Annotated in this window: 25 protein-coding genes, 1 tRNA gene and 1 pseudogene; 14 read left to right on the top strand and 13 right to left on the bottom strand. The window is 35.8% G+C overall.

The window, feature by feature from the left end:
* Positions 1–29 precede the first annotated feature (29 nt).
* Positions 30–1,844 (bottom strand): SLC13 family permease, encoded by a 1,815-nt coding sequence (locus EV07_RS00405; protein WP_036916388.1) that lies wholly within the window; start codon positions 1,842–1,844, stop codon positions 30–32.
* 95 nt (positions 1,845–1,939) lie between these two features.
* Positions 1,940–3,127 carry an NAD(P)/FAD-dependent oxidoreductase gene (locus EV07_RS00400; protein WP_036916387.1) on the bottom strand — a complete coding sequence of 396 codons (1,188 nt, stop codon included), beginning with the start codon at positions 3,125–3,127 and terminating at the stop codon, positions 1,940–1,942.
* A 58-nt stretch (positions 3,128–3,185) separates the two neighbouring features.
* On the opposite strand from EV07_RS00400, the gene EV07_RS00395 reads away from it, so the two are divergent.
* Both EV07_RS00395 and EV07_RS00390 read left to right on the top strand, forming a co-directional pair.
* Positions 3,186–3,965 (top strand): phosphoadenylyl-sulfate reductase, encoded by a 780-nt coding sequence (locus EV07_RS00395; protein ID WP_036916386.1) that lies wholly within the window; start codon positions 3,186–3,188, stop codon positions 3,963–3,965.
* The gene (locus EV07_RS00390) at positions 3,952–4,638 is read left to right on the top strand and encodes a type III pantothenate kinase (protein WP_081936908.1); all 687 of its coding nucleotides are present in this window, start codon (positions 3,952–3,954) and stop codon (positions 4,636–4,638) included. Before EV07_RS00395 ends, EV07_RS00390 begins: the two co-directional genes overlap by 14 nt.
* Before the next feature lie 2 nt (positions 4,639–4,640).
* Here the strand turns inward: EV07_RS00390 and bcp are convergent, their stop codons facing one another.
* Positions 4,641–5,108: a thioredoxin-dependent thiol peroxidase gene (bcp, locus tag EV07_RS00385; protein WP_036916662.1), complete on the bottom strand. Its 468-nt coding sequence runs from the start codon at positions 5,106–5,108 to the stop codon at positions 4,641–4,643.
* A gap of 13 nt (positions 5,109–5,121) precedes the next feature.
* Between bcp and EV07_RS00380 the strand changes: the two genes are divergently transcribed.
* The gene (locus tag EV07_RS00380; RefSeq protein ID WP_052043810.1) at positions 5,122–5,763 is read left to right on the top strand and encodes a 4'-phosphopantetheinyl transferase family protein; all 642 of its coding nucleotides are present in this window, start codon (positions 5,122–5,124) and stop codon (positions 5,761–5,763) included.
* A gap of 57 nt (positions 5,764–5,820) precedes the next feature.
* Here the strand turns inward: EV07_RS00380 and EV07_RS00375 are convergent.
* The 5 genes and pseudogenes from EV07_RS00375 to EV07_RS00355 all read right to left on the bottom strand — a co-directional run.
* Positions 5,821–7,119, bottom strand: a pseudogene (locus tag EV07_RS00375) (AAA family ATPase); the annotation flags it as partial.
* Positions 7,120–7,155: 36 nt separating this feature from the next.
* On the bottom strand, positions 7,156–8,817 hold the full coding sequence (locus tag EV07_RS00370) for an alpha-D-glucose phosphate-specific phosphoglucomutase (protein ID WP_036916383.1): 1,662 nt from the start codon (positions 8,815–8,817) through the stop codon (positions 7,156–7,158).
* Positions 8,818–8,877: 60 nt separating this feature from the next.
* Positions 8,878–9,048 (bottom strand): hypothetical protein, encoded by a 171-nt coding sequence (locus EV07_RS09535; RefSeq protein ID WP_036916382.1) that lies wholly within the window; start codon positions 9,046–9,048, stop codon positions 8,878–8,880.
* 18 nt (positions 9,049–9,066) lie between these two features.
* The gene (locus EV07_RS00360; protein WP_036916381.1) at positions 9,067–10,179 is read right to left on the bottom strand and encodes a DUF4912 domain-containing protein; all 1,113 of its coding nucleotides are present in this window, start codon (positions 10,177–10,179) and stop codon (positions 9,067–9,069) included.
* A gap of 298 nt (positions 10,180–10,477) precedes the next feature.
* Positions 10,478–10,852, bottom strand: coding sequence for a hypothetical protein (locus EV07_RS00355; protein ID WP_036916650.1), 375 nt, complete (start codon positions 10,850–10,852; stop codon positions 10,478–10,480).
* 81 nt (positions 10,853–10,933) lie between these two features.
* Between EV07_RS00355 and sufB the strand changes: the two genes are divergently transcribed.
* Genes sufB through EV07_RS00335 form a run of 4 tightly spaced genes read left to right on the top strand, consistent with a single transcriptional unit; the run spans position 10,934 to position 15,624 of the window.
* On the top strand, positions 10,934–12,376 hold the full coding sequence (sufB, locus tag EV07_RS00350; protein ID WP_036916380.1) for a Fe-S cluster assembly protein SufB: 1,443 nt from the start codon (positions 10,934–10,936) through the stop codon (positions 12,374–12,376).
* 31 nt (positions 12,377–12,407) lie between these two features.
* Positions 12,408–13,169: a Fe-S cluster assembly ATPase SufC gene (sufC, locus tag EV07_RS00345; protein ID WP_036916379.1), complete on the top strand. Its 762-nt coding sequence runs from the start codon at positions 12,408–12,410 to the stop codon at positions 13,167–13,169.
* On the top strand, positions 13,166–14,389 hold the full coding sequence (sufD, locus tag EV07_RS00340; protein WP_036916378.1) for a Fe-S cluster assembly protein SufD: 1,224 nt from the start codon (positions 13,166–13,168) through the stop codon (positions 14,387–14,389). The genes sufC and sufD overlap by 4 nt, the downstream gene beginning before the upstream one ends.
* Before the next feature lie 2 nt (positions 14,390–14,391).
* Entirely contained in the window at positions 14,392–15,624 is a 1,233-nt protein-coding gene (locus EV07_RS00335; protein WP_052043811.1) for an aminotransferase class V-fold PLP-dependent enzyme, read from the top strand.
* Here the strand turns inward: EV07_RS00335 and EV07_RS00330 are convergent.
* Positions 15,621–17,576, bottom strand: coding sequence for an alpha/beta hydrolase family protein (locus EV07_RS00330; protein WP_081936907.1), 1,956 nt, complete (start codon positions 17,574–17,576; stop codon positions 15,621–15,623). The genes EV07_RS00335 and EV07_RS00330 overlap by 4 nt on opposite strands.
* Before the next feature lie 63 nt (positions 17,577–17,639).
* Between EV07_RS00330 and def the strand changes: the two genes are divergently transcribed.
* The 4 genes from def (at position 17,640) to EV07_RS00310 (ending at position 21,185) form a co-directional block, all read left to right on the top strand.
* Positions 17,640–18,245: a peptide deformylase gene (def, locus tag EV07_RS00325; RefSeq protein WP_036916376.1), complete on the top strand. Its 606-nt coding sequence runs from the start codon at positions 17,640–17,642 to the stop codon at positions 18,243–18,245.
* A gap of 130 nt (positions 18,246–18,375) precedes the next feature.
* Positions 18,376–18,717, top strand: coding sequence for a histidine triad nucleotide-binding protein (locus EV07_RS00320; protein ID WP_036916375.1), 342 nt, complete (start codon positions 18,376–18,378; stop codon positions 18,715–18,717).
* A 218-nt stretch (positions 18,718–18,935) separates the two neighbouring features.
* A complete protein-coding gene (locus EV07_RS00315; protein WP_036916374.1) occupies positions 18,936–20,927 on the top strand; it encodes an ABC transporter ATP-binding protein/permease in 1,992 nt (663 codons plus the stop codon).
* A gap of 9 nt (positions 20,928–20,936) precedes the next feature.
* Entirely contained in the window at positions 20,937–21,185 is a 249-nt protein-coding gene (locus tag EV07_RS00310; protein WP_081936906.1) for a chlorophyll a/b-binding protein, read from the top strand.
* 33 nt (positions 21,186–21,218) lie between these two features.
* On the opposite strand, the gene EV07_RS00305 is transcribed toward EV07_RS00310, so the two are convergent.
* Both EV07_RS00305 and psbX read right to left on the bottom strand, forming a co-directional pair.
* Entirely contained in the window at positions 21,219–22,190 is a 972-nt protein-coding gene (locus EV07_RS00305; protein WP_036916373.1) for a Ycf66 family protein, read from the bottom strand.
* An 86-nt stretch (positions 22,191–22,276) separates the two neighbouring features.
* Complete coding sequence (gene psbX, locus EV07_RS00300) at positions 22,277–22,453, bottom strand: photosystem II reaction center X protein (RefSeq protein ID WP_036916372.1); 177 nt, start codon at positions 22,451–22,453, stop codon at positions 22,277–22,279.
* 85 nt (positions 22,454–22,538) lie between these two features.
* Here psbX and EV07_RS00295 point away from each other — a divergent pair, with 85 nt between their 5' ends.
* Positions 22,539–22,853: a YggT family protein gene (locus tag EV07_RS00295; RefSeq protein WP_036916371.1), complete on the top strand. Its 315-nt coding sequence runs from the start codon at positions 22,539–22,541 to the stop codon at positions 22,851–22,853.
* A gap of 19 nt (positions 22,854–22,872) precedes the next feature.
* Here the strand turns inward: EV07_RS00295 and accC are convergent, their stop codons facing one another.
* The gene (accC, locus tag EV07_RS00290) at positions 22,873–24,219 is read right to left on the bottom strand and encodes an acetyl-CoA carboxylase biotin carboxylase subunit (protein WP_036916370.1); all 1,347 of its coding nucleotides are present in this window, start codon (positions 24,217–24,219) and stop codon (positions 22,873–22,875) included.
* Between the two features lie 109 nt (positions 24,220–24,328).
* On the opposite strand from accC, the gene EV07_RS00285 reads away from it, so the two are divergent.
* A tRNA-Leu gene (locus EV07_RS00285) sits at positions 24,329–24,410 on the top strand.
* Between the two features lie 11 nt (positions 24,411–24,421).
* Entirely contained in the window at positions 24,422–25,720 is a 1,299-nt protein-coding gene (locus EV07_RS00280) for a glycosyl transferase (RefSeq protein WP_152557506.1), read from the top strand.
* A 16-nt stretch (positions 25,721–25,736) separates the two neighbouring features.
* Here EV07_RS00280 and EV07_RS00275 read toward each other — a convergent pair whose 3' ends face one another.
* Positions 25,737–26,807, bottom strand: a complete 1,071-nt coding sequence (locus tag EV07_RS00275; RefSeq protein ID WP_036916369.1) for a PRC-barrel domain-containing protein — start codon at positions 26,805–26,807, stop codon at positions 25,737–25,739.
* Positions 26,808–26,844 lie beyond the last annotated feature (37 nt).

Raw genomic sequence — 26,844 nt, 5'->3', positions numbered from 1 at the left:
TGCATAATTATCTGTCTGATTCAAACACCTTAGTATTGCCAGAGAATTAGTAAAGGTACAGTCAAAGTCATTAACAACGTTAAACCTGCTCCATATCGTGTTACATCAAGAAACCTATAACGTCCAGGGCCAAAGACCATTAAATTTGTCTGATATCCCATAGGCGTTAGGAATGACTGACTAGCACCAAATAATACAGTCAACAAAAGAGCTGAAGCAGGTAGATTCATGCCTGGGGCAAGTTGTACAGCAACCGGTGCGAGCAAAGCAACAGAAGCGGCATTACTTATCACTTGCGTAAATAAGGTTGTCGAAAAGAAAATAACTAATAATGACGCATAAGTAGGCAATCCCTCTAAATAATATTCAAGTCCTCTAGCAAAAGCATCTGCAAGACCAGTAGATTGCATTGCAACACTGAAACTTGAAAGAGATCCCAATAGCAAAATCACATCAAGTCGTATAGATCGTTGGACTTCAGCTGGTCTAATACATCCACCCATGACCATAGCGACAACAGCAATCAAAACTGAGGAAACTAAAGGCAAACTAGTAAAAGTAGGCAAAAGAATCATTGCAATTGCAATTGCAATTGCAATTGGTTTACGCTTCACAGTTGGTAGATCATTTTCAAGTTGATCCAGCACAAGCAAATCATTACTTGCCTGAAGACCGCGAATTGAATCAATAGGAGCTTGTAAAAGCAACACATCCCCTTCATGCAAAATCGCCTGGCCTAATCGCTCTTGAACAGTTTGCTGGCCCCTCCTTAAGGCTAAAACAGTGGCGTTATGACGCTGTCTAAATCTTAATTCTCGTAAACTAGCTCCAGCCAAAGTTGAGCCCGCTGGAAGAAGAACTTCAACAGTCTTTTGTCCTTCAACCTCAAACCAGTCCAATCGATTTAAAGAGTCTTCATTTAAATTGCGCTGAGCAAGTTGCACTGTATGTTCTTGTTGGAGTCGTAAGAGGTCAGAGCGAGTGACTCTTAGTAACAATCTGTCACCCGGCTCAATAGTACGATCTGCAAGGGGTGGTAATAATCGTTCTTTTCCTCTTTGAAGCTCTAAAACATCTACATCAAAACGACGTTGCAGCCTACTATTATGCAAAGATTGACCTACGAGTTCAGAATCAATTGGAATGCTTACCTCAGTAAAGTAGCCAGTTTGATCAGGATTACTACCAAAATCACTCTTTTCCCTTCCTCGATCAGGTAAAAGATTTTGCGGAGCTAATAATAAATAAGCAGTTCCAATCAACCAAATAGGAACCCCTATTGCAGTAAAACTAAATAGTTCCAAAGAGCCATATCCAAGTTGAGCACTAATATCACTCACTAGTAAATTAACCGAGCTTCCCAATAGAGTGAGAGTCCCACCTAGCAAAGTTGCAAAAGATAAAGGCAATAAAACTCTTGATGGAGAAAGATTTCGCTTGATACACCAAGCTTCTATTACAGGTAAAAGTGAGGCAACGACAGGCGTATTGGGAACAATGCCTGATATTGGAGCCACAACAAGTCCTAAAACTCCAATTAAACGGCGGGGTGTATTAATACTCTCAAAGGCTATTAGCTCCCGCAAACGATCCAAAGCACCACTTTTAAACAAGGCTGCAGAAACAGCAAATAAACCCATCAGAGTAATCAAAGCTGGACTTCCAAAGCCTGCCAAAGCTTTTTGAGGGTCAAGGACACCAGTTGCCATTAATAAAGCTACACTCAATAGGCCTGTAAGTTCAGGGGCTAAAAAACCACTTATAAATAGCACCACAGCTAAAAACAAAACAGCTAAAGTAATTAGCGCCTGAGGATTCTCGAGAACAGTTCTTAGTTCATTCATATTTCTCTGTTTGCATTTTTCTTATAATTCAATAAATACTGGCTGAAATAGATAACTCATATTCCAGTTTTAGTACATCATCTACATTCTCTCAATTAAATGAATTTATTTCTATAACTTAGCAACCAAGATCCGGCAGACCTAATACCCAATGACAAGTTTGGAAACTTAGATAAATAAGCCATTCGTCGCACTTGAAACGCAAGAGGACCTGAAAGCGTGAAGCCCATACTGGTAATTGTTGCTTCCCCAATACCCATGCTCAGCATTTCTCCACGATCTACAAAGTTAAATGATGTCAATTCTTTTCCTTGGTGATACGCAATTAAATTCTTGGCCAAATGATCACCTTGTTGCATAGCAACTTGGGCTGTCCCTATCAATGGTTGTCGAATATCAAAAGAGACATCACCAATAGAAAATACATTGTCATATCCCAAAACCTGTAATTTTGAATTAATTAAGAGTCTTCCATCTTTTAATAACGATGAGGCTAAGCCATCAGGAGCGGATGCTTTAACACCTGCAGTCCAAATAACACCTGCATAGGTTAAAGAATCTGATTGTTTAGAGTAGTTCTCATTCGCATTTTCGATTTCCACAACATGCTCAGTAATCTTTACAACACGAGTATTTAAATGAAGTTTGATGGACCGTTTATTTAAAGCTTGTTGAATTTGTTCTTGATTGAAAGACTTACCATTAGGCAAAACTTTTTCGTCAAGTTCAATTAAATGAACTGTATGATTTCCATGTAAGAGATCAGAAAGCTTGCAAGCCAATTCAACTCCTGTAGCCCCCCCACCAACAATCACTATATTGTCTTTTGATTCAGTAGACCTATTTAAAGCCTCTACTAATTTTTTTATTTTTATTACATCTTCGTATTTATTAAACATTAAGCAATGTTCTTCTACTCCTGGAATACTGAAATGATCGACTTTTGAACCAGTACTAATAACTAATTGAGAATATTTAATAACCTGTCCTAAAGAAGTAATGACAACCTCACCCTCCAAATCAATGTTTGCTATTCGCTGTTTGATTAAAACAATTCCTCTTGAAGCAAGCAAAGAGCTATAAGAAGGTGCTACTTCCCATGCTTTCATTTCTCCACTTAAAAGTTCATATAGCAATGGAAGAAAGACAAACCTAGAACGAGGCTCAATGAGAATAATTGTGGGCCTTCCTTTACAACTACTCAAAGAGAGTGCTGTAGTCAAGCCACCAAAACCACCACCAACTACAACAACAGCATTACTTTTTAAAGAATTAGACTTCATCTGAACAATAACTTGAAATGATTAAAGGAAAGTAAAAATACGCTAATTAAAAGCCACAATGGATAAGAACATAAAGCATCAGGGAAAAGTGAAAGAGAGTCTATTCTTAAACATCCCTTTAACTGAAGCCAGAAGGCATCTTGAGCAATTATCCCCTCAGAAGCGTTTGGAATGGGCTGTGAAACAATTTGGGTCAAAACTAGCTATAACAACAAGTTTTGGAATTCAATCATCAGTCTTACTTCATATGATTCATGAACTCAATGACAGCAATATAATAAAAATAATCTGGGTGGATACAGGATACTTACCAGCAGAGACATATAAATATGCAGAGACACTTTCAAATCAGCTAAAACTTGATATCACCGTAGTACAAAGCAATTTATCACCTGCAAGAATGGAAGCTTTATATGGGAAACTTTGGGAAAAACAGTCCATCAAAGATTTAGAGAAATATCACGACATTCGAAAAGTTCAACCTCTAGAAGACGCCTTCAAAAAATATCAAATCGATTGCTGGGCAAGTGGAGTAAGAAGAGGGCAAACCGAAAATAGAAAAGCTATGAGTACATTAGATCCAATAAGAGAAAGACTGTCACTAAGACCAATACTTGAATGGTCTCAAAAAGATATCTTTTATTATATGGAGCAAAATAATCTGCCTCAACATCCTTTATTTGAAAAAGGTTTCTCGAGTGTCGGTGATTGGCATTCTAGCGCTCCAGATACTGATGAAATAACAGGAAGAAAAACACGTTTTGGAGGATTAAAACAAGAATGTGGGATTCACATTACAAATACAAACGAGGAAGAAACAAAAAGTGACGTCAAATAAATGTTGCCTCTTCATTGGAAACACTCGCTGGCATTGGGGATTTCAAACACAAGCCAAATGGATTTTTGAAGATACTTTTCCTAACAGCAATCAACTCAAAGAGAATAAAGACCTTATCTGGAAATGGGGTGCAGTTGGACCAGTTCCAGCAAATAGTCAATTAGATCCTAATAAATGTATAAAGATTGAAGAAATACCTCTTTTAAAGTTACCTGAATGGATAGGTCTTGATAGAGCGTTAGCAAGCTGGGCTGCATTCCAAAAAGCAAAATCTGCAAATCTTCATTCTGAAGGAATTCTCATTGCAGACGCAGGAACAATTTTAAGTCTGACACGCATTACTGCAAAAGGAGAGTTTGCAGGAGGGCAATTAATACCCGGTTTACAACTACAGAGATCCGCGATGTCTAATAGAAGTGAAAAACTAAGTCCAGTAAAAAGCCAAAATATACCTACCAAACAATTCCCTTCATCTACTGAAGAAGCAATGTTAAGAGGTAGTTTTCAAGCCTTACTTGGAGCACTTTTAGAAGCTCAAAAAGAAGCAAGTATGCCTTTATGGTTATGTGGAGGAGATTCAAAAATACTTTTTGACCATCTCAAAAGTCGTAATGTAGCCGTATACCATCACCCTAATCTAGTCCTAGAAGCAATGATTAAAATCAATTGCTAAATTTACTCAAGACTTAAATCTGCAAGAATTTGATCGGCCATTGTTGCAGCTTTAACTTTTAAATAAATTAATTCCAAGTTACCTTGAGAATCAACAACATATGTTTGTCTCTTCATTCCCATATATTCTTTTCCCATGAATTTCTTCAACCCATAACTTTCATAAGCAGTAGCAACTGGACACGGTTCCAAATCACTAAGAAGGCTAAAAGGCAACTGATATTTATTTATAAACTTTGAATGCTTTTTGGCATTGTCTTTACTAATACCAAGTAATTTTATTTGATGGTCTTGAAAAACACTCCAACGATCTCGGAAATTACAAGCTTCCTTTGTGCAGCCTGGGGTGTCATCTTTCGGATAAAAGTAAATAACAACTCTCTGACCCTGAAAGGATGAAAGTTTAATCAATTGCCCATCTTGATCAGGGAGACTAAAATCTGGTGCTTTTTGACCAATTAAAAGAGACATTGCAATCATTTAAATGAAGAACACAAGCGTACTTCCTCTTTGGCTATTTCCAACTAATTCTCCATTAAAAAAAATCTCCGACAATGAAGAAAAAATAGCGAATTGTTTATCGGGAATACGATCTCATCAATACAAATTGACCAGGGGGTATACACGATTTGCTTTATCAGAATTTCTGAAAATCAATCCACTAGAAATCCCATTAAAATCATTACCTGGGGAAGCTCCAACCTTAGGGGGTAATTTAGGTTATGTCAGTTTCAGTCATTGCGATGATGCACTTTTAATAGGATGTTCACCTAATAAGCTAGGTGTTGATATAGAAAGAGTCGATCGTCAATTTAATGCAAGAAAAATAGCAAATCGTTTCTACACCAAAACGGAAAACAAAAAGCTAGAAGATTTTAAAAAAGATGAGTTCCGCTTAAAAGTATTAGAAAGCTGGGTGAGAAAAGAAGCGCTAATTAAATGGCAGGAAGGAACAATTTCTAAAGATCTAACAAAGTGGAATATTGACAATCAATCTCTAAAAGCAAAACATGACGAATTGGAATCTGAAGTTAATGTCTATCTAATACAATACAAGTCATGGGTAATTGGAATAGCTTCTAATCAAATAGTAAATAGAAAAAATCTTATAATTTGTAGCGATTAATATCGCTAGTTATTCTTGAGACAAATCATTTTTATCTGACATACATTGTATTTTCTCCATAGCTCTGATCCTTATACTTTCCCAACCATGCAAACCTGGTTCCCAAAATCTCTGTCCAGAAAGTTCAGCAGGTAAATAATCTTGATCAACCCAATTCCCAGGAAAATCGTGGGGATAGAAGTAATCATTACCTTCTCCCTGAGGAATACCATCTCGATGAGAATCACGGAGATGTAATGGAACATCTTGCTTTTGAGAATCTCTCACGACACGCTGTGCTTTATTAATGCCTAACACACTATTGCTTTTTTCAGTACATGCTAAATACAGTGCCGCCTGAGAAAGAAAATAAAGTCCTTCTGGTAAACCAACTCGATCAAAAGCCGCAGCACAGGATTGAACAATAACAATTGCTTGTGGATCTGCTAAACCAATATCTTCTGAAGCTGCAATAAGCATTCTCCTAAAAATATACCTAGGATTTTCACCTGCTTCTAACATCCTTGCCATCCAAAATAAAGAGGCATCTGGATCAGAACCTCGAAGGGATTTTATAAATGCACTAATAGTGTCAAAATGAGCATCACCTCCCTTATCATATAAAATAGCTCTTTGTTGAATAGATTCTTCTGCAATTTGTAGAGTTATATCTACCGAACCTTCGTCATTAGGGGAAGTACTTTCAACTGCTAATTCAAGGGCATTTAGTAAGGTTCGCGCATCTCCATTAGCAACATCAACTAAATGATCTGCTGCTTCACTTCTCAGATTTACCTTTTTCTGTCCAAAGCCTCTTTCATTATCTGTTAAAGCTCTATTAAGGAGTTTATACAAATCTTTGGATTCAATTGGTGATAAGCGAAAGATTCTAGAACGACTTACTAAAGCTTTATTGACTTCAAAATATGGATTCTCTGTAGTTGCACCTATCAAAGTAAAAGTACCATTTTCCACCCATGGTAATAATGCATCTTGCTGTGCACTATTAAAACGATGAACCTCATCAAGAAAAAGAATCGTTTTCAATCCATGTTTACCTAACCTTTCATGTGCAGCTTCAACTTCTTTACGAATCTCCTTAACTCCTGCTAATACTGCATTCAGAGAACAAAAGTGTGCGCTAGCATGTGCGGCAATGATTTTTGCTAAAGTCGTTTTACCTACTCCAGGAGGACCATGAAGGAGGGTATTACCAACCCTATCAGCCTCTATAGCTCTTCTTAGAAGTCTTCCCTCAGCAAGTATTGAATGTTGCCCAACAAATTCAGTTATATCAACCGGACGCAATCTATCAGCGAGAGGTGCATGTCTCCTAAGTTTTTCATTTGTATGGAAAGCAAATAGATCTTGATCCAAAATAATTTACTTAGAAAAGAAATCCTTCATAACCAATTATGTAATTACAGTAGGTCGCATTAATCCAGTTCTACTTGTGATTTCCGCCATGGAATCTATAGCTTCTATAAGATTAGAAAGAGCACTTTGAGGGTCTTGATTTACATCTCCCATAGATGGTACATAACTTTCTAAATAGACTCTTAAAGTCGCACCTTGAGTTCCTGTCCCTGATAAACGCAATACTACCCTGCTACCATTATCTAAAAGAATTCTCAATCCTTGACGACTAGTAATAGAATTATCGACAGGGTCTGTATAGGTAAAGTTATCAGCAAGAGAGACTGTATGACCAGCAAATGAACTACCAGTTAGAGAAGGTAAAAGCATTTCCACCCTATTATATAAATCAGTAGCTTTTTCCTGAGAGATTGATTCATAATCATGGCGAGAATAATAATGGCGTCCAAAACGAGACCAATGCTGCTGCATTAACTCCTTTACAGAACATTGTTTGTTAGACAAAATTTGCAACCAAAAAAGAACTGCCCATAGTCCATCTTTTTCCCTTACATGATTACTACCTGTTCCAAAACTTTCTTCGCCACATAAAGTAATTTGACCAGAATCCAAAAGATTTCCAAAGAATTTCCAACCAGTAGGTGTCTCAAAGCATGGGATCCCTAAGTCTTTAGCAACAACATCAACGGCTGTGCTCGTTGGCATTGACCTAGCAACGCCTAATAAACCATTTGCATATGCAGGAACACAATCTGAATTAGCTACTAATACTGCAAGGCTATCACTTGGATTAACAAAACAATCTTGGCCCAATATCATGTTCCGATCTCCATCTCCATCACAGGCTGCGCCAAAAGAATATTCTTTTCCTGAAAGCAATAAGTCAGCTAAATCTTTTGCATAAGTCAAATTAGGGTCAGGATGCATACCTCCAAAATCCTCTAAGGGCATGCCATTGCGAACCGTACCAGTCGGAGCCCCTAAAATATCTTCGAATAATTTCTTTGCATAAGGTCCTGTAACAGCATTTAAAGCATCAAAAGCAATTAAAAAGTCCTTAGTTAGAAAAGAACGAATTTTGTCAAAATCAAAAATATTTTCCATTAATGCAATGTAATCATCAATCCCATCAATAACTTCTACATTTGTAGCTCCAATAGAATATTCACCAGGATTATTCAGTGAAACTGATTGTTTTTTAACTATCCGATAACCATGAAGTGTTTTTGTTTTTTCAAAAATCTCATTGGTTAAAGATTCTGATGCAGGCCCACCATTAGGTCCATTAACCTTGACCCCAAAATCCCCATTGGGTCCACCAGAATTATGACTAGCTGAAAGAATAATTCCTCCCACAGCCTTCCTAGATCTAATTAGATGAGAGGCCGCAGGGGTAGAAAGAATCCCATCAACGGAAGTGACTACTTTTTGTACGCCATGAGCAGCAGCCATACGAGTAATAACATCAATTCCCTGCCTATTACCAAAACGACCATCGCCTCCTAAAATCAAAACCCCTCCCTGTATGCCAGGTAAAGTTTGTAAAATAGCTTCTACAAAACTTTCCAGATAATGTGGTTGTAGAAAATGCTTTGTACTCTTACGAAGACCTGAAGTACCTGGCTTTTGATCAGTAAAATGTTTACTTAACAAGACATTTACGTCATTATCTTGTGGTGAGAAATCATTGAGAGGCATTAGTTAAAAATCATCCTAAAAATAAACACATGGAAAAGTAAGATGTACTCATCTATAAATTCAATGGGGCATCTCAGAAGTGCTCAACATCGCAACAAACCATAAGGTACTCAAAACTAATGCAGTAATAACCCCATAACTTATTCCTAAACGACTGATAACAATAGGAACCAAAATAGGAAAAATCAATGCACCTGCAATAGGAGTTGTTGCAACAAACCAACGAGTCATATTAGTCAGTTGGAGAAGTTAAAACCATTCTGACTTCGCTTTGTCTATTGGGTTCGTATTGTCTTGAGGAGTAATACGTTCGAACTTCATACTAATGTTGCGTTTCTGATCACCAGCAGAGTCAGTAGCCTCAATAAGATAATTCTGAACACCATCTCTAAAAGGCACTTGTAATCTAAAAGTTCCATCTGCAGCTAAAGGTATCTCTTCACCACCTATTTTTAATTTTGCTGAAGGGTCTGTAGATCCATAAACAATTAATTCAGCATCGGCAATCAACCAAAAAGAACGCTCTCTTGGTTCCAAAGCGCCAATACCAGATTCATTCCTGCCACTGGCCCAAAAACCAGCACCAGAATCATTAACACCCTCGAAGATATCTCCTGAAGACACCCTTTCCTGGAATTCTTCTGATCCAATACGTGACTTACGGAAGTTTGTTGTAGCTGTTTGATATAAACGTTCATGTAAACCACTGTCTTTTTGATCAGATGGAAAACCCCTATCTTGATCAATCACATCATCATTATTATTAATATTTGATTCCAAGCTAAAGGGAACAAATTGATCAAGAACTTGTTCACTTGGATGTAAAGAAGGTACTCGTGCGACAGATGAAGATGCCAGGGATATCCATTGAACACCAAATCTATATCCAAGCTCAACTTTGTAATCTCTATCTCCAAGTGGAATGGGTAAATACCACTCGGTGCTATGACTATCCACAGTTACTTCTCTAAGAGTTCCTGAACATGAATCACCATTTTTCATATTGGTAACGTCAGACAACCTTAAACATAGTCTGCTTGCACCTTGAGACTGAGCACGTTTCTTATCTGATTCTGAAATCTCCCAAAACACATATGCCCATTCTGGATCTCTTGGAAGAAAAACCACTCTCGTGTTTTTAATAGAAGAAGAAAAAGCCTTGGAAACCTTTTCTTTGAATGGATTCAGTGCAGAAAGACCTAATAAGTTCTTATCTTCTTTCTTCCTAGCTTCGTACAAAGAGATCTCTTTGATTAAAGACGCTTTTGACTTGCGGCTATAAAGAGGGATTTTGAAATCACTAGCTTTAATCCGCAGTTGGCGAAGGGTTAAACGTGACAATGATTCGTTATCCTGGGCCACGTTTGTAGAACCTCCGTTTTTGTTCGGGATCAGTATGTTCTGATTTTCCTCCGATTGGAAGTTTTTCGTGGCTGTGGTCAGGATCTACTGACTACCAATCAATGAATCAAAATAAGAAGATCGGTGGAAAAGCCTTGATATCAAAGGAAAATTAATTCCTTAGAACAATTTCCCAATAGGATTTTTTACCAACAAAATCAGGCCTAAAAAGTATTTACTGGAAACGCTTGCTCAGCTTTTCTTTGGGATCACAGGATATTTCTTATTTTTGGAAAGTGGCCCTTACACAACAAGCTCATTAATTTCGTTCTTCCTCAGAGGTCTGAAAAAATTCAATTAAGTGATCTAACTTCAATTCCAAAGGAGAGATATGGTTACGTTTAGCCAAAAGTTCTAATTGATATGCTGCTGAACCAAACTGCTCTAGCAAAACCGAGGCAAAAGCTTGATCTCTTTTTAACTTATATTTCATCATTAACCATTCGAAACGAATAGCCTCATTGGGCAAAGATCCACTTTCTACAAAATTACTCATTTCTTTAAAACAAGACAAACAATGCGCTAATAGTTTGAGGAAATGCCTGTCGGATACAGACAAACCACTGTTTTCTATAAGAGCAATTTCTTCAACGCTCAAAGGACTATCAATATCTACATCTGATTCTTGAGACATAAAAGGATACATGTATGTATAGGATGTAACCTAGTAGATACATGTCATTTTTACCCTCACTGGGTAGCGCTTTCAAGAGCCATGACTAAGAGCACTTCAGTCTCCAAAGTTTTGGAGCAATCATATCGTTACGGTTTTCTTACTGAGATTGAATCAGAAAAGATCCCTAAAGGTATTAATGAAGAAATCATTAGGTTAATATCAAAGAAAAAGGATGAGCCAGATTTTCTATTAGATTTTCGGTTAAAAGCTTTTAATATATGGAAAAAGATGAAAGAGCCTAAGTGGGCTGATTTAGGTTATTCAGATATTAATTATCAAGACATAATTTATTATGCGGCACCAAAAAATATTGAAACAAAAAAAAGTCTGGATGAAGTAGATCCTGAAATATTAAAAACCTTTGATAAACTTGGAATACCTTTAAATGAGCAAAAAAGGCTGTCTAATGTTGCTGTAGATGCAGTATTTGACAGCGTATCAATTGCAACAACTTTCAAGGAAAAGCTAGCTGAAGATGGTGTAATATTTTGCTCAATTAGTGAGGCTGTTAAAAATCACCCTGATTTAATTAAAAGATATCTAGGTAAAGTAGTTCCTATCAATGACAACTTTTTTGCAGCATTAAACTCTGCAGTATTTAGTGATGGGTCATTTGTTTATATACCAAAAAATGTAAAATGCCCTATGGAATTATCTTCATATTTCAGAATCAATTCTGGAGATACAGGCCAATTCGAAAGAACGTTGATTATTGCAGAAGAGAACTCATCCGTGAGCTATTTAGAAGGTTGTACTGCTCCAATGTTTGATACAAATACTCTCCATGCTGCTGTTGTCGAACTAGTCGCACTAGATAATTCTTCAATAAAATATTCAACAGTGCAAAATTGGTACTCCGGAGATGAAAATGGGGTGGGGGGAATTTATAATTTTGTAACTAAAAGAGGTCAGTGCAAAGGGAAGAAAAGCAAAATCAGTTGGTCTCAAGTAGAAACTGGTTCGTCGATAACATGGAAATATCCAAGTTGTGTGTTAGAAGGTGAAGGCTCTACTGGGGAATTTTATTCAGTTGCATTAACTAATAACAAACAGATAGCAGATACTGGCACTAAGATGATTCATATTGGTAAAAATACAAAGTCAACTATTATTAGTAAAGGTATAAGTGCTGGCAACTCAAAAAATAGCTATAGAGGTCTAGTTCATATGGGAGCCAAGGCATTTGGCGCAAAAAATTATAGCCAATGCGATTCTTTATTAATTGGAGATAATGCTGAAGCAAATACATATCCTTATATCCATTCCAAACAAATGGATGGCAGTGTAGAACATGAGGCAAGCACATCAAAAATTTCAGAAGATCAATTATTTTATTTACAAAGTCGCGGGATAGGAAGTGAACAAGCTATTTCAATGGTAGTTAGTGGCTTCTGTCGGGATGTCTTTAATAAATTACCTATGGAATTTGCATCAGAAGCTGATAGTCTATTAGGACTAAAATTAGAAGGAACTGTAGGGTGAACAAACTTATACTAAATCTATTAGATAACAAATGAAATCAGAAGAAGTCATATTAGAAATCAAAGATCTTCATGTTGGAATAGAAGATGAGAATATTTTGCGTGGCATAAATCTGACCATTAAAGAAGGAGAAATCCATGCGATAATGGGACAAAATGGCAGTGGAAAAAGCACATTATCCAAAGTTATTGCAGGACATCCTGAATATTCTATTTTATCAGGGCAAATTATATTTAACAATATCAATATTAACAACCTAGACCCAGAAGAAAGATCAAATCGAGGAATATTCCTTGGTTTCCAATATCCTATAGAAATAGCAGGTGTAAGAAACATAGATTTTCTTAGGGAAGCATTAAATAATCGAAGAAAGGAATTAAAACAAAGTGAGCTTGATGTATTTGAATTTCAAGAATTAGTAGAAAAGAAACTAGACATAGTAAAAATGGAAAGTAGTTTTCTAGAAAGGGGTGTGAATCAAGGGTTTTCTGGAGGAGAGAAAAAACGCAATGAGATACTTCAAATGGCACTACTTGAACCTTTAATTTCAATTTTAGATGAAACAGATTCAGGTCTAGATATAGATGCCTTAAGAATAGTTGCAGCAGGTATAAATAAAATTCACTCAAAGAAAAATGCCATTATTTTAATTACACATTACCAACGACTATTAAATGAAGTAAAGCCAGATTTTGTTCATATTATGGAAGAAGGGAAAATAGTTAAAACAGGGACTATTGACCTTGCTATAGAACTTGAAAAATCAGGTTATGCAGGAATTAAAAATAAATGAAGGATAAGTTTGATCATGAATGGATAGATTCTCTACCAATAAGTGAGGGTGTATTGAAAAACTCTCAGAAACAAGCAAAGAAATTATTAATAGAAAATGGTTTTCCAACAAAGAAAATTGAAGAGTGGCGTTTTACAAATTTAAATCGTCTGAGTGAGATCTTAAAACTTCCTGTCCAATTAAATAATAATAAAATTAATCTTGCTGCAACTTCCCATTCGAAGGGAGGTTCATATCAACTATTTATTAATTGCAAAGAGAAATTAAAGTCTAATAATTTACCAAAAAATATTAAGTTAATGAATGACAATGAAATTCAACAATATTTGTCTAAAAGTGATCAAACAAAAAATGATTTTATACTAAATCTTAATTCAGCTATAAATAATAGCATAATTGGCCTTAAAGTAAGTGGGAAAGAACTTACATCAATAGAAATCATACTATCCAGTAAAGAAAAAGAATTAATTCCATCTAAGATTATATTAATAGTCGAAAAAGATTCAAAGTTAGATCTTTTAGAAATACTAGAAGGTTCTGAATTTACAGCATATAGTCACGTAATTGATATTTATATTGAAGAAAATTCAACTGTCAATCATGGGGTCCTTGCTATTGGAAGAGGGCACTCAAAATTATTAGCAAAGATTGTAGTAAATCAGGAAGAAAAAAGTAATTATTCCCTAAGTTGTTTTCAAGAAGGTTGGAATCTTAGCCATATAGAAAAAAGCATTATTCAATTAAATGGAAATGCAGTAACTAAAATAAATGGTCTACAGATTTGTGAAGAAGATCAAGAGTTAGCGACATTTTCAATTATGAACTTTAATGGGCCAAATGGTTGCTTAGAGCAAAATCAGAAATCAATTCTCAATAATAAATCACATTCAATCTTTAATGGATTAATTAATGTGCCTAAAATTGCTCAAAACACTGATGCATCACAATTAAATAAAAATCTTCTACTTTCACCTCAATCAAAAGTTGATACTAGTCCAAAACTAAAAATTATTGCAGATAATGTTCAATGTAAACATGGTGCAACAGTTAGCAAGTTAGAAGAAGAGCAACTCTTCTACTTACAAAGTAGAGGAATTAATTCTAATAAAGCCAGTCAATTAATGATGAAAGGTTTTTGCAAAGATATCTTGGCTTACCTCCCTTTGCAAGCGGTTAATTGGTCACATCTATCAGGATATCTAGATTACCTAAAAAAATAATAATGAATTTATCCCATAAAACAAGAAAAGATTTTCCTTTACTTTCTAAAAAAGAGCATAATTTAATTTATCTAGATCATGCAGCCACTAGTCAAAAACCTAGACAAGTAATTGAAGCTCTAGTTCATTATTACAGCAATGAAAATGCAAATGTTCATAGAGGTGCTCATCAATTAAGTGCAAAAGCAACATACGCATTTGAACAAGCTAGAGAAATAACTTCTAAGTTCATTAAAGCAAACTCTAGTAAAGAGATTATTTTTACCCGTAATGCAACCGAAGCAATTAACCTGGTTGCGTATTCATGGGGTAACAGTCAGCTAAAAGAAGGAGATGAAATCTTAATTAGCCTAATGGAACATCATAGCAATATAGTCCCTTGGCAACTTCTAGCAAAACGCAAAGGATGCAAGCTACGTTATATAGGAATTACTGAAACAGGAGAATTAGATATTAATGATTTCAGAAAGCAAGTAAATGAAAAAACTAAGATAGTAAGCATATTACATATCAGTAATACTTTAGGAAGCTGTAATCCAATTAAAACAATAACTGAAATAGCTCATAGCGTAGGAGCCATAGTTCTTATCGACGCATGCCAAAGTCTTGCACATCAAGCTATCAATGTGAATGAATTAAATATAGATTTCCTTGCAGGTTCTTCCCATAAGATATGTGGTCCAACTGGATGCGGATTCCTTTGGGGTCGAGAGGAAATCTTAGAAATAATGCCTCCTTTTATTGGTGGGGGTGAAATGATAAACAATGTCTCTTTATATGAAAGCGACTGGGCAGACTTACCATTTAAGTTTGAAGCTGGAACTCCAGCGATAGGAGAAGCAATTGGTATGGGAGCAGCAATACTGTATCTAGAGTCTATTGGCTTAGAAAATATACACTCATATGAAAGAATGTTAACAGAATATCTTTTTGATAAGCTTAGTAATCTAGATAATATTGTTATTTTAGGGCCAAGTCCAAAACAACAACCCAAAAGAGCTCCTTTGGCTACTTTCTACATTGAAAATGTGCATTCAAATGATATAGCTGAATTATTAGATTCCAAAAATATTTGCATTAGAAGTGGTCATCATTGTTGTCAACCACTTCATGCATTTTATGAGATTAATTCTTCCGCACGTGCAAGTCTCAGCTTTACTTCAACAAAAGAAGAAATAGATGAATTTTATGAATCACTATCATCCAGTATTAAGTTTTTATTAGATCACTCTTAAATGCCTAAGTGATATAAAAAGAACTTTTCAGTTAGTTCTAAAGCCTCAATCTTGACCTTAATATCATGAAAGCCATGACCTTCGTTTGGAAAAGTCTTTAACTCTACAGCAATAGAATTATTTTTAAGTCTGGAAATAAATTGATTTACCTGTTCAAAATGAACAACATTATCTTTTAAACCATGAAAAAATATAATTGGAGTATTAATTTTATCTATATTGTTAATTGGTGAGCGGTCAATATAGATGCTTTTATTGTCAGAGAAAGTCCCCAACAAATGGTCCAAATAACTAGCTTCGAAACGATGGGTTTTCTTCTGCATAGAAATTAAATCTGTTACAGGGTACTTACATGCCGCTACTTTAAAAATATTCGAACTGGATAAGCATGCTAATGCTGTAAACCCTCCTGCACTAGATCCTTCGATAGCAATATATTCTTCATTAACTTTGCCTAACTCAACCAATTTTAATGCTGCAGCGCAACAATCAAAGACATCGGCATGACCCCAAGCTCTTTTAAGACGATCACGATAATCTCTACCAAAACCAGAAGAACCAGAATAATTAACATCCACTACACTCCAACCTCGCGAAGTCCAAAATTGAATACCAAGATTCAAACCTCGCGATGCCATAGAAGTAGGTCCACTATGGATTTTGACTAAAAGAGGACTAGGCGCAGAATATCCAGAAACAGGAGGGTAGTACCAGGCATGAGTTAGATGATCATTAAAGCCATTAAACCAAAAACTTTCGCCTACACTAATGTTTTCTTGAAGTATTGGGAGAGAGCTATTATCGAAGTAATTTGTCCAAACATTTTTGTTTAAATCTACTTCTAAGATGGAGAAATCCTGATAAGAATTACTAGCAAACATAACTGCATAATCATTATCTGAATCTAAGTAAGACAAATCATCAAAAGGAATATCTATATTTTTTAGACTTGAGTCCTCAGTTATTATATTAAGTCTCCACATAGAATCTTTACAACTTAAAGCTACAATCTTTTCATCATAAACAGAAATAGTAGACATTCCAGCAACCCATTGAGGTAAAGCAAATTCCGCTTCTATTCTATGAATATTTTTACTATTCTTTATTAAATTATTCGTTATACAAAGTTCAATAAGTTTTAGATTCCACCAACCACTTTCGTCTTCGGAAATCAAAATTTTATTATTATTGAACCAAGTTGGTTGAAACACTGAAACAGGTATATCAGATGAATCACCAAGCAAAGTATTAATTGAAATTAGTTTATCTCTATTGGATAAAGAGCCTACTAAAAGCTTACTTTGATCCCATGGCATTGAAAGACTTTGCCACTCAACCCAAGCTAATTTCTCAGAATTAGGAGATAATGTTGGATATCCAATAAAATCTTTCGCTTGATAAATAATGTTTGGATCTTGTGATTGATCAAATAATGAAAATGTGACTAAATAATCTTTCTTTTCTTTTTCCATAATGCCTATCCATATCATTCGTTTTAGATCAATCAAACCATCTCCAAAACAAACATTAGCTGTTCTAGAAAGACAAATTGATTGATTAACTGGACTAAAATAAGTCTTTTCTTGATTGGAAGAATTATTTAATTTCCAACATTGAGTCCACACAGAAGCATTCGTGTCATCCACCCAAGCCAACCAGAGTTGCTCCTCAGAAATTGCAGATGCAAATGCGCCGCCGCCATACCCATGAATACGAGTACGAACATCACATGGAAAAGACGTTAATTCCTGAGCTGATAAATTACTGTTACCTAAGGGTCTGATAAGTGCTGTTGTTCTACCACCCTCATCAGACCTTTGCTCTAACCACAAAACAAAACCATCACGTAATTTTATCTCCTTGAGCTTGGGTCTGGAGGCAAAAACACTTCCTGCATCTAACTTCATACTATGAATTGATGAGAAATTAGAATCTCTATCCTTAAAGTTCATCGAACAAATCAGCTAATTAGTTCATAAAATAGGTAAAATTCATATGAGTTCCAAATAAGCTCCTTGGCTCGCACTTTTACACAGCTTGCAATTAATGCTGAAAAGCAACGAACATCTAATGATGTTTCCAAAAAGCCACTGGATACTCCTGAACTAAAGATACATACTCTAGGAAACTCGGTTTTACGTCAATCAGCCCAAAGAATCAGCAAGGTTGATTCGTCTATTAGAGATCTAGTAAAACAAATGCTCCATAGTATGTATTCTGCTAAAGGAATTGGATTGGCAGCACCTCAAGTAGGAATACACAAGCAGCTCTTAGTAATAGATTTAGATATCGAAAATTCAACTACTCCCCCAATTATTCTCATTAACCCTGAAATTACAGAATTTAGTGCTTCTATAGATACATATGAAGAAGGTTGTTTAAGTATTCCAGGCGTATACCTTGATGTCATTAGGCCATCTTCCATTAAAGTTAATTTTAGAGATGAGATGGGGCGGCCAAAAAAAATAAGCCCTGATGGATTACTTGCAAGGTGTATTCAACATGAAATGGATCATTTAGATGGAGTATTATTTGTAGATAGAGTAACCAATCAAACTGAATTAAAAAAGGAATTAAAAGATAATGGATTCCAAGCTAAAGATGTGATTGCAATAACATAATTTAGCATGAGTTTTTCTAAGTAAAATCTTTATATTGCACATTTGATTACAAATAAATTCTTAATTGAATCTAACAAGTCAAAACTTTTTAAAAACTATAGAATCTAAAAGTTAGATAAAAAAGTTTCTTATGACTGAAGAAACAATCTTTAGCAGAATTTTGAATGGAGAAATTCCATGTGATCAAATTTACAGCGATTCAAGCTGTATTGGATTTAAAGATATCCAACCACAAGCTCCGGTACATATTCTGATAATACCAAGAAAAAAAATCAGTAGTCTTCGTGAAGTACAAGATGAAGATAAAGAATTACTTGGCCACTTACTTCTTGTATCTGCACAAATTGCTAAAAAGGAAGGATTAAGCAATTGGAGAACAGTAATAAACACAGGTGAAAAAGCCGGACAAACAGTCTTTCACCTCCATATACATATCATTGGAGGACGTGAATTAAATTGGCCACCAGGATAATCTCAAATACACAAGGAGCCCAAGATAAAAGTTTTCTAGATACTTCGAAAATGAAAACAATGACTAAAAACCCTCTAACAAATGGATTCTGAAGTTCAAACAATATTAAATAAAAAAATTTGATGAGAATTTGAAGCTTTTAGTTAACATTCGCAAGCAATGAATAATAGAATTGGATTAAATAGGTTCTTACAAGGATAAACATTGCTTATATTGCCATGACAGAACAAAGCATTTCTAATCATAAAACCCTAAAAGATCAACTAGGTAGTTTAAGAAAATTAGCTCAGCCCTTTTTTCTTCCACTCGAACATAATAGTGGTTGGACTTTTATATGGCTTCTTATATCACTTTTATTTTGTGTAGGAGGAATAGTTCTTATTTTATTAACTGGTTTAATAGAATTATTTGAAAAAATACAACCTATTTTATTAGAAAAATATTTTGGCGGTGTAGTTGGAATAGTAGATTCAATATGGTCAAGTTGGTGGGGAGTTTTCTTTATAGGAATATTTTTAATTGGAAGTATATCATTCTTTAATTATAGACATGAGCTACGTAATAAGAAATGGATTCACTGGTCTTTCCTTGGAATTATTGTAATAATGCTTTTAGCTGTCAATGGAATAAATGCTGGTATTGGTTTTATAGCAAGAGATCTCACAAATGCATTAGTAGAAAAACAAGAGTCTGGATTTTATAAAATATTATGGATTTATGCTTTTTGTTTTATAGTCGCTTTACCAATAAGAGTTTCACAAATATTTTTCACATATAAGCTAGGACTGATATGGAGAGAATGGCTATCTAAAAGTCTAATTTCAGATTATATGAAAAATAAAGCATATTATATTCTAAACCCAAATGATGAAGAAGAAACTGATGTAGACAATCCTGACCAACGTATTACAGATGATACAAGAGCTTTTACAGGACAAAGTCTATCGTTTACTTTAGGAATATTTGATGCATTACTGACTTTCTCATTAAATATTATTATTTTGTGGACTATAAGTAAAACACTCACCTTGTCTCTTTTTACTTATGCAGCGTTTGCAACCAGTATATTACTTATTGCAGGAAAGAATCTTGTACGGATTGATTTTGATCAACTTAGATACGAAGCTGATTTTAGATACGGTTTAGTCCATATTAGAGATAATGCAGAATCCATTGCTTTCTATTCGGGAGAAAAGCCTGAAAAGGCAGAGACACAAAGAAGACTTTCTGAAGTAGTTGATAACTTTAACCTCCTGATTATTTGGAGAGTAATTATTGATGTAATGAGAAGATCAATAAATTATGCCGGTAATTTCTTTCCATATTTAATTATGGCTATTCCATATTTTGCAGGTGAGATTGATTATGGAAGATTTATTCAAGCAAGTTTTGCTTTTGGAATGGTGGAAGGATCATTATTTTTTGTAGTAAATCAAATTGAAGAGTTAGCAAAATTTACTGCTGGTATTAGTAGGCTAGAAGGTTTCCAATCAAAAGTAGAAAAAGTAAGCAATCAAATCATTCCAAATCAAAACGATTTGGAATTAGCAAGTGATTCTATAATTATAAAAAATGCAGACCTAAATCCACCAGGAAGTGACAAACAAATAATCTTAGATTTAAGTCTCAACATCAATCAAAATGATAGTTTGCTAGTTGTAGGTCCTTCAGGGTGCGGAAAAACATCATTACTAAGAATGATTAGTGGTTTATGGAAGCCCAGTAATGGAAATATTGATCGACCAAAGCAAGGGGATCTATTGTTTATCCCTCAAAAACCATATATGCTCCTTGGCTCTCTTCGAGAACAATTATGTTATCCAACAGATCAAAGTAAATTTAGTGACGACCATCTTAGATCAGTCCTAAAAGAAGTAAATCTTGCATCACTTATAGATCGGTATCCTGATTTAACTATCAAACAAGATTGGCCACGAATCCTTTCACTAGGAGAGCAGCAAAGATTAGCATTCGGAAGATTACTTTTGAATTCACCAAGATTTGCAGTTTTAGATGAAGCAACAAGTGCTTTAGATATAAATACAGAAGAGCACTTATATAGTCTGTTAAAGAAAAGAGATCTAGCTGTCATAAGTGTTGGCCATAGACCAACACTTTTAGACTTCCATGAATCTGTTCTCGAACTTACAGGGAATGGTTCATGGCGTTTACAGCCATCCTCCAGCTATGCATTTGAAAAAAAATCTTAATTTGATTCCATGAACTCAAACAATCCAGAATCATCCAACTTGGAATCCTCTAACAAAAACGCTCAAGAAATTAACAATGAAAAGAGCGAAGTAGATAACACTCCAAGTGCAACAACTCCTGATATTCCTTCATTTGGATGGAGTTCTTATGCAGAAAGAGTAAATGGAAGATTTGCAATGATTGGATTTACAGCGATTTTGCTAATAGAGGTTCTTAGTCATATGGGTTTCCTTCATTGGGCTGGGTTAATTCCTTAATAGGAACAGAGAAAGCATTCTTAAGCCTTTTAATTAATCATCAAACCTAGAACTATTGTCTCTAGGTATTGAATTCTGTCTGGGGGATCTTTGTTTTCTATCGTTCTCACCTGAATACCTTCTTCTATCAGAGGGTTCTGTGTTGTCAACGTTTCTCCTCACTGACTTAGATGAAGAAGAAGGCCTAAAAGCTGCTTCTTCAGCCTTATTGGAAATGGGCGTGCCCTTTGGAGAACCGTATCTATCTGATCTAACTGAAGAATCTACAAAAGTTCTATTATTAGATTTAGTATTTCTTTCTTTATCTCTACCATCTATTGTTCCTCTTGAAGTCTGCGAGTTTGGCCTTGGCCTACTGCCCCTCTTTTCTTCTTGTCTATAATTTCGTCGATCTCCGAAATTAGATCTTCTAACAGCGTCGTCTTCATAATTATTATTGCTAAACCTATCCCTTCTTCTAGATTCTCTGGATTCAGGCTTTACAGAATCTCGTCGCGTTCTAATTCTCCTGCTTGCAGCTTGTTCAGGAATTGCTGCTCGTGAAGTTCTTCTTGATCTATAAAAATCATCGTCATCTGATTCATAATCTGAAGACTCTCTATTTGCAAACCTTCTACTGATAGGCTCCACTTCTTGAAACTGGTCAAAATCATCATCACCTCTAGATCTAAACCCAGGATTAGATCTAGAAGGTGAATCAAACTCATCATCGAAATAAGAAGAACGCCTTGCTTGATCTGTAGAAATACCCCTTAATCGAACACTCTCATATGCAAAAAATACTGTGGTTCCTGCAAGTAAAAATTGACCAAATTGAAGAATTGGGTCAAGACGCCATCCTTGAAAAAAAAGTATTCCACCGCAAAGCAAGCCTATTGCAGCAAAAAATACATCGTAATCTCGCGCAAGAGCTGGCTTAAATGATCGCAAGAAATATAGACCTCCACCACAAATGGCTAAGGCTATACCTACAATGCTGGCCCAATTCAGACTGGCATTGACCAAAATAAAGCTCCACGAAACATCTAGTAAACGATTGGAAATCCAACTCGTTTACATCAGTCTAAGAAATAAGCACGAATTGCCTAGTCCTAGCGTCCTCGTTGAAGAGCATCTTTTTGTGACACCCAAATCAAAACAAAGGCTGCGGGAACAACTATTAAAGCGGCGGCAGCAATAAAACTCCCAATCATGCCGATAGCTGAATTGGTAGCAGCTTGATTAGAAACTGCAGCACCAAAAAGAAGATTTGACAAATGAAAAGCCATTACAGCTCTTTTAAAAGCAAAAGCACTACAATCTTACGAAGTAAAAGCATTTTTATACGATAGATGTACAGATGCTTAGAGCTTTGTGACGCCAATCTTGATAGAAGCACTTCCAACAATCCATTTTTTGACAGGTTTGCTCTTAGCAGCCTGGACTTTGGCATTCTTAATGAGAATAGTGCTTACCTGGTATCCACAAGTCAAGATTCACAAGGGTTTTTGGCTTATTTTTTTCATACCTACCGAAATTTTTTTAGCGAACACAAGGCGCTTTATTGCACCAATTGGTGGCGTAGATATAACGCCTGTAATCTGGTTTGGCATCATTAGCCTTAGTAGAGAATTATTAGTTGGTCCTCAAGGAATAATCTCTCAAATATTACTAAATCAAGTAAATTGAAGTTCAAACTGGACCTAATTCAATTAAGCATTTCCTGCTCTACAAACTTTGTATGAACGTCCCCTTTAAGAAATTCATGGCGATCAAGTAATTCCAAGTGGAAATCAATAGTTGTGGGTATTCCTGTCACAGCGCATTCATTTAAGGCTCTTTTCATGCGTTTTAAAGCTGTTTCACGATCTTGTCCCCATACAATCAATTTTCCTATTAAAGAATCATAAAAAGGTGGGATATCATAACCCGTATAAACATGGCTATCCACTCTTACACCAGGTCCTCCAGGAGGCAACCATCCTGTAATTCGTCCAGGTGAAGGGCGAAAATTATGAGATGCATCTTCAGCATTAATCCTGCATTCAATAGCATGGCCATTAAGTCTTATATCATCTTGCTTAAAAGAAATAGATTCCCCACCAGCTATTCGCAGTTGTTCAGCAACTAAATCAACTCCTGTAACCATTTCTGTAACAGGATGTTCAACTTGAATGCGAGTATTCATTTCCATAAAATAAAAATTCCCTGAACGATCTAAAAGAAATTCAACTGTTCCTGCTCCTTCATATTTAATGCTTTTTGCAGCTGATACTGCTGCCTCGCCCATACGTACGCGCAATTCACTATCTAAAGCTGGGCTAGGAGATTCTTCCAATAATTTCTGGTGTCTTCTTTGAATAGAACAATCTCTTTCTCCTAAATGAACAACATTTCCAAAACTATCTGCCAAAATCTGGACCTCTACATGTCGAGGCTTATCGATAAACTTCTCCATATACAAACCACCATTTCCAAAAGCTGCTTCTGATTCGCCTTGAGCAGCCTTAAAAAGATCCTCAATAGATTCAGGCGCCTGTACCAGCCTCATGCCCCTTCCGCCGCCTCCTGCAGTTGCCTTGATCATGACTGGATAGCCCATCTCAGTAGCAAGAGAAGCAGCATCCTCCCAGTTAGCTAATAAACCTTTACTACCAGGCACTGTTGGGACCCCGACCGCCTCCATTGTTGATTTAGCAGTTGCCTTATCACCCATCGACCTAATCGCATGGGGAGATGGACCTACAAACACAATTCCATGATCGGAGCAAATCTCAGCAAAACGATCATTTTCCGCAAGGAAACCATAACCTGGATGGATGGCATCTACCCCCCTAGAAGTTGCAGCAGCGAGAATATTGGGAACATTCAAATAGCTTTTATTACTAGGAGAATCACCAACACATACGGCTTCATCAGCAAGTTGAACATGTAATGCATTTCGATCAGTCGTGCTATAAACAGCAACTGTTGCTATGCCTAACTCCCTGCAACTGCGGAGTATTCTTAAGGCAATTTCGCCACGATTAGCTATAAGTACTTTGCCTAGTGACACTCAAGATTTTGAATGATATAAAAAGATTTTATCAGTGCTTAGACCCATACTTAGTAAAGCTATACCGTATATGATCATCTTTGACTTAGTTCATAACTTTGTTTCGATTGCGGATGTGGTGGAATTGGTAGACACGCACGTCTAAGGAGCGTGTGGCTTAGGCCTTGCGAGTTCAAGTCTCGCCATCCGCATAATCAAAAAATTGAATTCAATAAAATCAACTACATCAAAAGATCCTGCTCTTGTAGTAGTGATGGTCTCAAATGGGCCTGGAGAGTTAACGACATGGGTGAAACCTCTTGCAGAAAAATTACACGAAACTTTATGTCTCAGCTCATACAAGAAAAACTCATTAATTAGCCTGAGATTAGTTTTAGTACCCTGTCCAAATTCAACAGGAAGGGAAAAGGAACTTGCTGAAAAATGGGAAGTTTTTGAACAAGTATCTACTGCCAAGAGTTTCTGGAAACTCTTAATCAATCCTAGAAAATATGGATTTTGGCCTTCCAAAGGTGTCGTAGTGTTTTTAGGAGGAGATCAATTTTGGAGTGTATTACTAGCGGCAAGACTTAAATATAAAAATATTACGTATGCGGAATGGATTGCAAGATGGCCTTTTTGGAATGATCGAATTGCAGCCATGTCTCCTAAAGTAAAATCTCTTTTACCCAAAAAGTTACAGAAACGTTGCGTGGTGGTAGGGGATTTAATGGCAGATATTCCAGAAAATGCCACCAAGAGTAATCCACTTCCAAAAGGTAAATGGATAGCAATCTTACCTGGCTCAAAAAAAGCAAAACTTTCTATAGGAATACCATTTTTCCTTGAAATGGCAGATCATATAAAGAAAATAATTCCAGAATGTAATTTGCTGATTCCTATTGCACCAACAACGAATATAGAAGAAATAGTCTTTTTTAATGGTCCTGAGAATTCAATTGCAAAACAATACAAATCTAAAATCCAATATATAAAAACTGGAAGTCAAAATTTTCCCTGGAAGAAAATCATTACCCAAATGAAAACTGAGATTCATTTAATCGAAGAATACCCTGCACACAATTTGATCAGTCAATGTAATTTAGCAATAACCACAATTGGAGCTAATACAGCAGAGTTAGGTGCTTTAGGGATACCCATGATCGTCGTTGTCCCAACACAGCATTTAAATGTGATGGAAGCTTGGGATGGTTTTATTGGAATAATTGCAAGATTACCTATATTAAAATGGTGTTTAGGATTATTAATTAGCTTATGGAGAATGCGTGGCAAAAGATATATGGCATGGCCAAATATAACAGCAAAAAAAATGATTGTACCTGAAAGAATTGGCAAGTTTGAACCAATTGATATTGCACGCGAAGCAGAAGAATGGATCAATTCACCTACAAGACTTGAAGGTCAAAAAGAAGACTTAATGTCATTAAGAGGTAAGCCTGGTGCCATAAAGCTAATGATTAAAGAAATTAATTATCTAATAGATAAATTATTAATTGAATAAACGCCTTATATATTTTCTACCAAGGATCCTCTATCTCTAAGTTATTTGTAGCTTCTTCTTCAGAGTCTATACTCTGCCTATCAATTCTTTCTAATTTGATAGGCTCAATATCTAAAGGATCATCTGAATTAATCAAAGATTTTCGAGTATTCCCGTTGTTTAATCTTGATAGATTAGATTTTGATTCAGGAATATTATTTGAAAAATTATTTCCCTGAGAGAAGTCAAATTGATCATTATTCCTAACATAAGAGTTTCCAAAATCAGTAGATTTTGGAGGGTTAATATCTTCTAGATATCTTGATTTTTTCTCATAGTATTGATTTTGATCTTCTAGCTCCACATATTCCAATTCTTGCTCTTCCTCAGGAAGAGCAAGGTCTTCTGAAGCCTTTAAGGCTCTTTGATTTTCTTGAATTTCTTCTCCTGAAGTTAATTGATTCTCAACTGGAACTAAATTTACCCGATAACGCTCATTTTCTCTTTCATCCCAAGCCGCACCACCAACTCCAATCTTTTCAAGTAATCCACTACTTAGTTGTTTTAATTTTTCTTCAGCACCTTCATAAACAATAATTCGATCAGCGCCACTGCTAACTATTTCATTTACTGGTATTTCCCAAGTACTCAAAACCCCCTCTCCTAAAAGAGGTACTCCAAGAGCTCCCATAACCAAACTAATTAATTCGCCTGTTTCAATATCAAATGAAAATCCAAGAACTCTTCCCAATTGTTCTCCAGATTCAGTGATCACTTGGCAATTTATAACTTTGCTATATCTATCAGGATTGAAATCTTCACTTAAAGAATCAATGGAATCCACAAGAATCACATCTCCAACCTGACGAATTCGATCAAGAATCATCCATTTTGGGAGTCCAGGTAGGTACCTCGTTAAAGGATTATCCCTAAGACCAAGTGCTACAACTTCTCGCCTATCAATATCAACAACAACCTCTCCAACAACACCTAAGCGCCTCCCTGTATCACGAGTAATCACCTGAGTTCCCATCAACTCTGAGCGAAGCCAGAGTCTGTCACTGGGAACTGTGTCACCTAAATCGTTAGGAAATTGAGTGTTGATCAAACTAGAGATCTAGATTTGGACTATTCAAATCATTGTG

The organism is Prochlorococcus sp. MIT 0603 (assembly GCF_000760215.1).
GTDB lineage: Bacteria > Cyanobacteriota > Cyanobacteriia > PCC-6307 > Cyanobiaceae > Prochlorococcus_E.
This window is presented reverse-complemented; position numbering and strand designations above follow the sequence as displayed.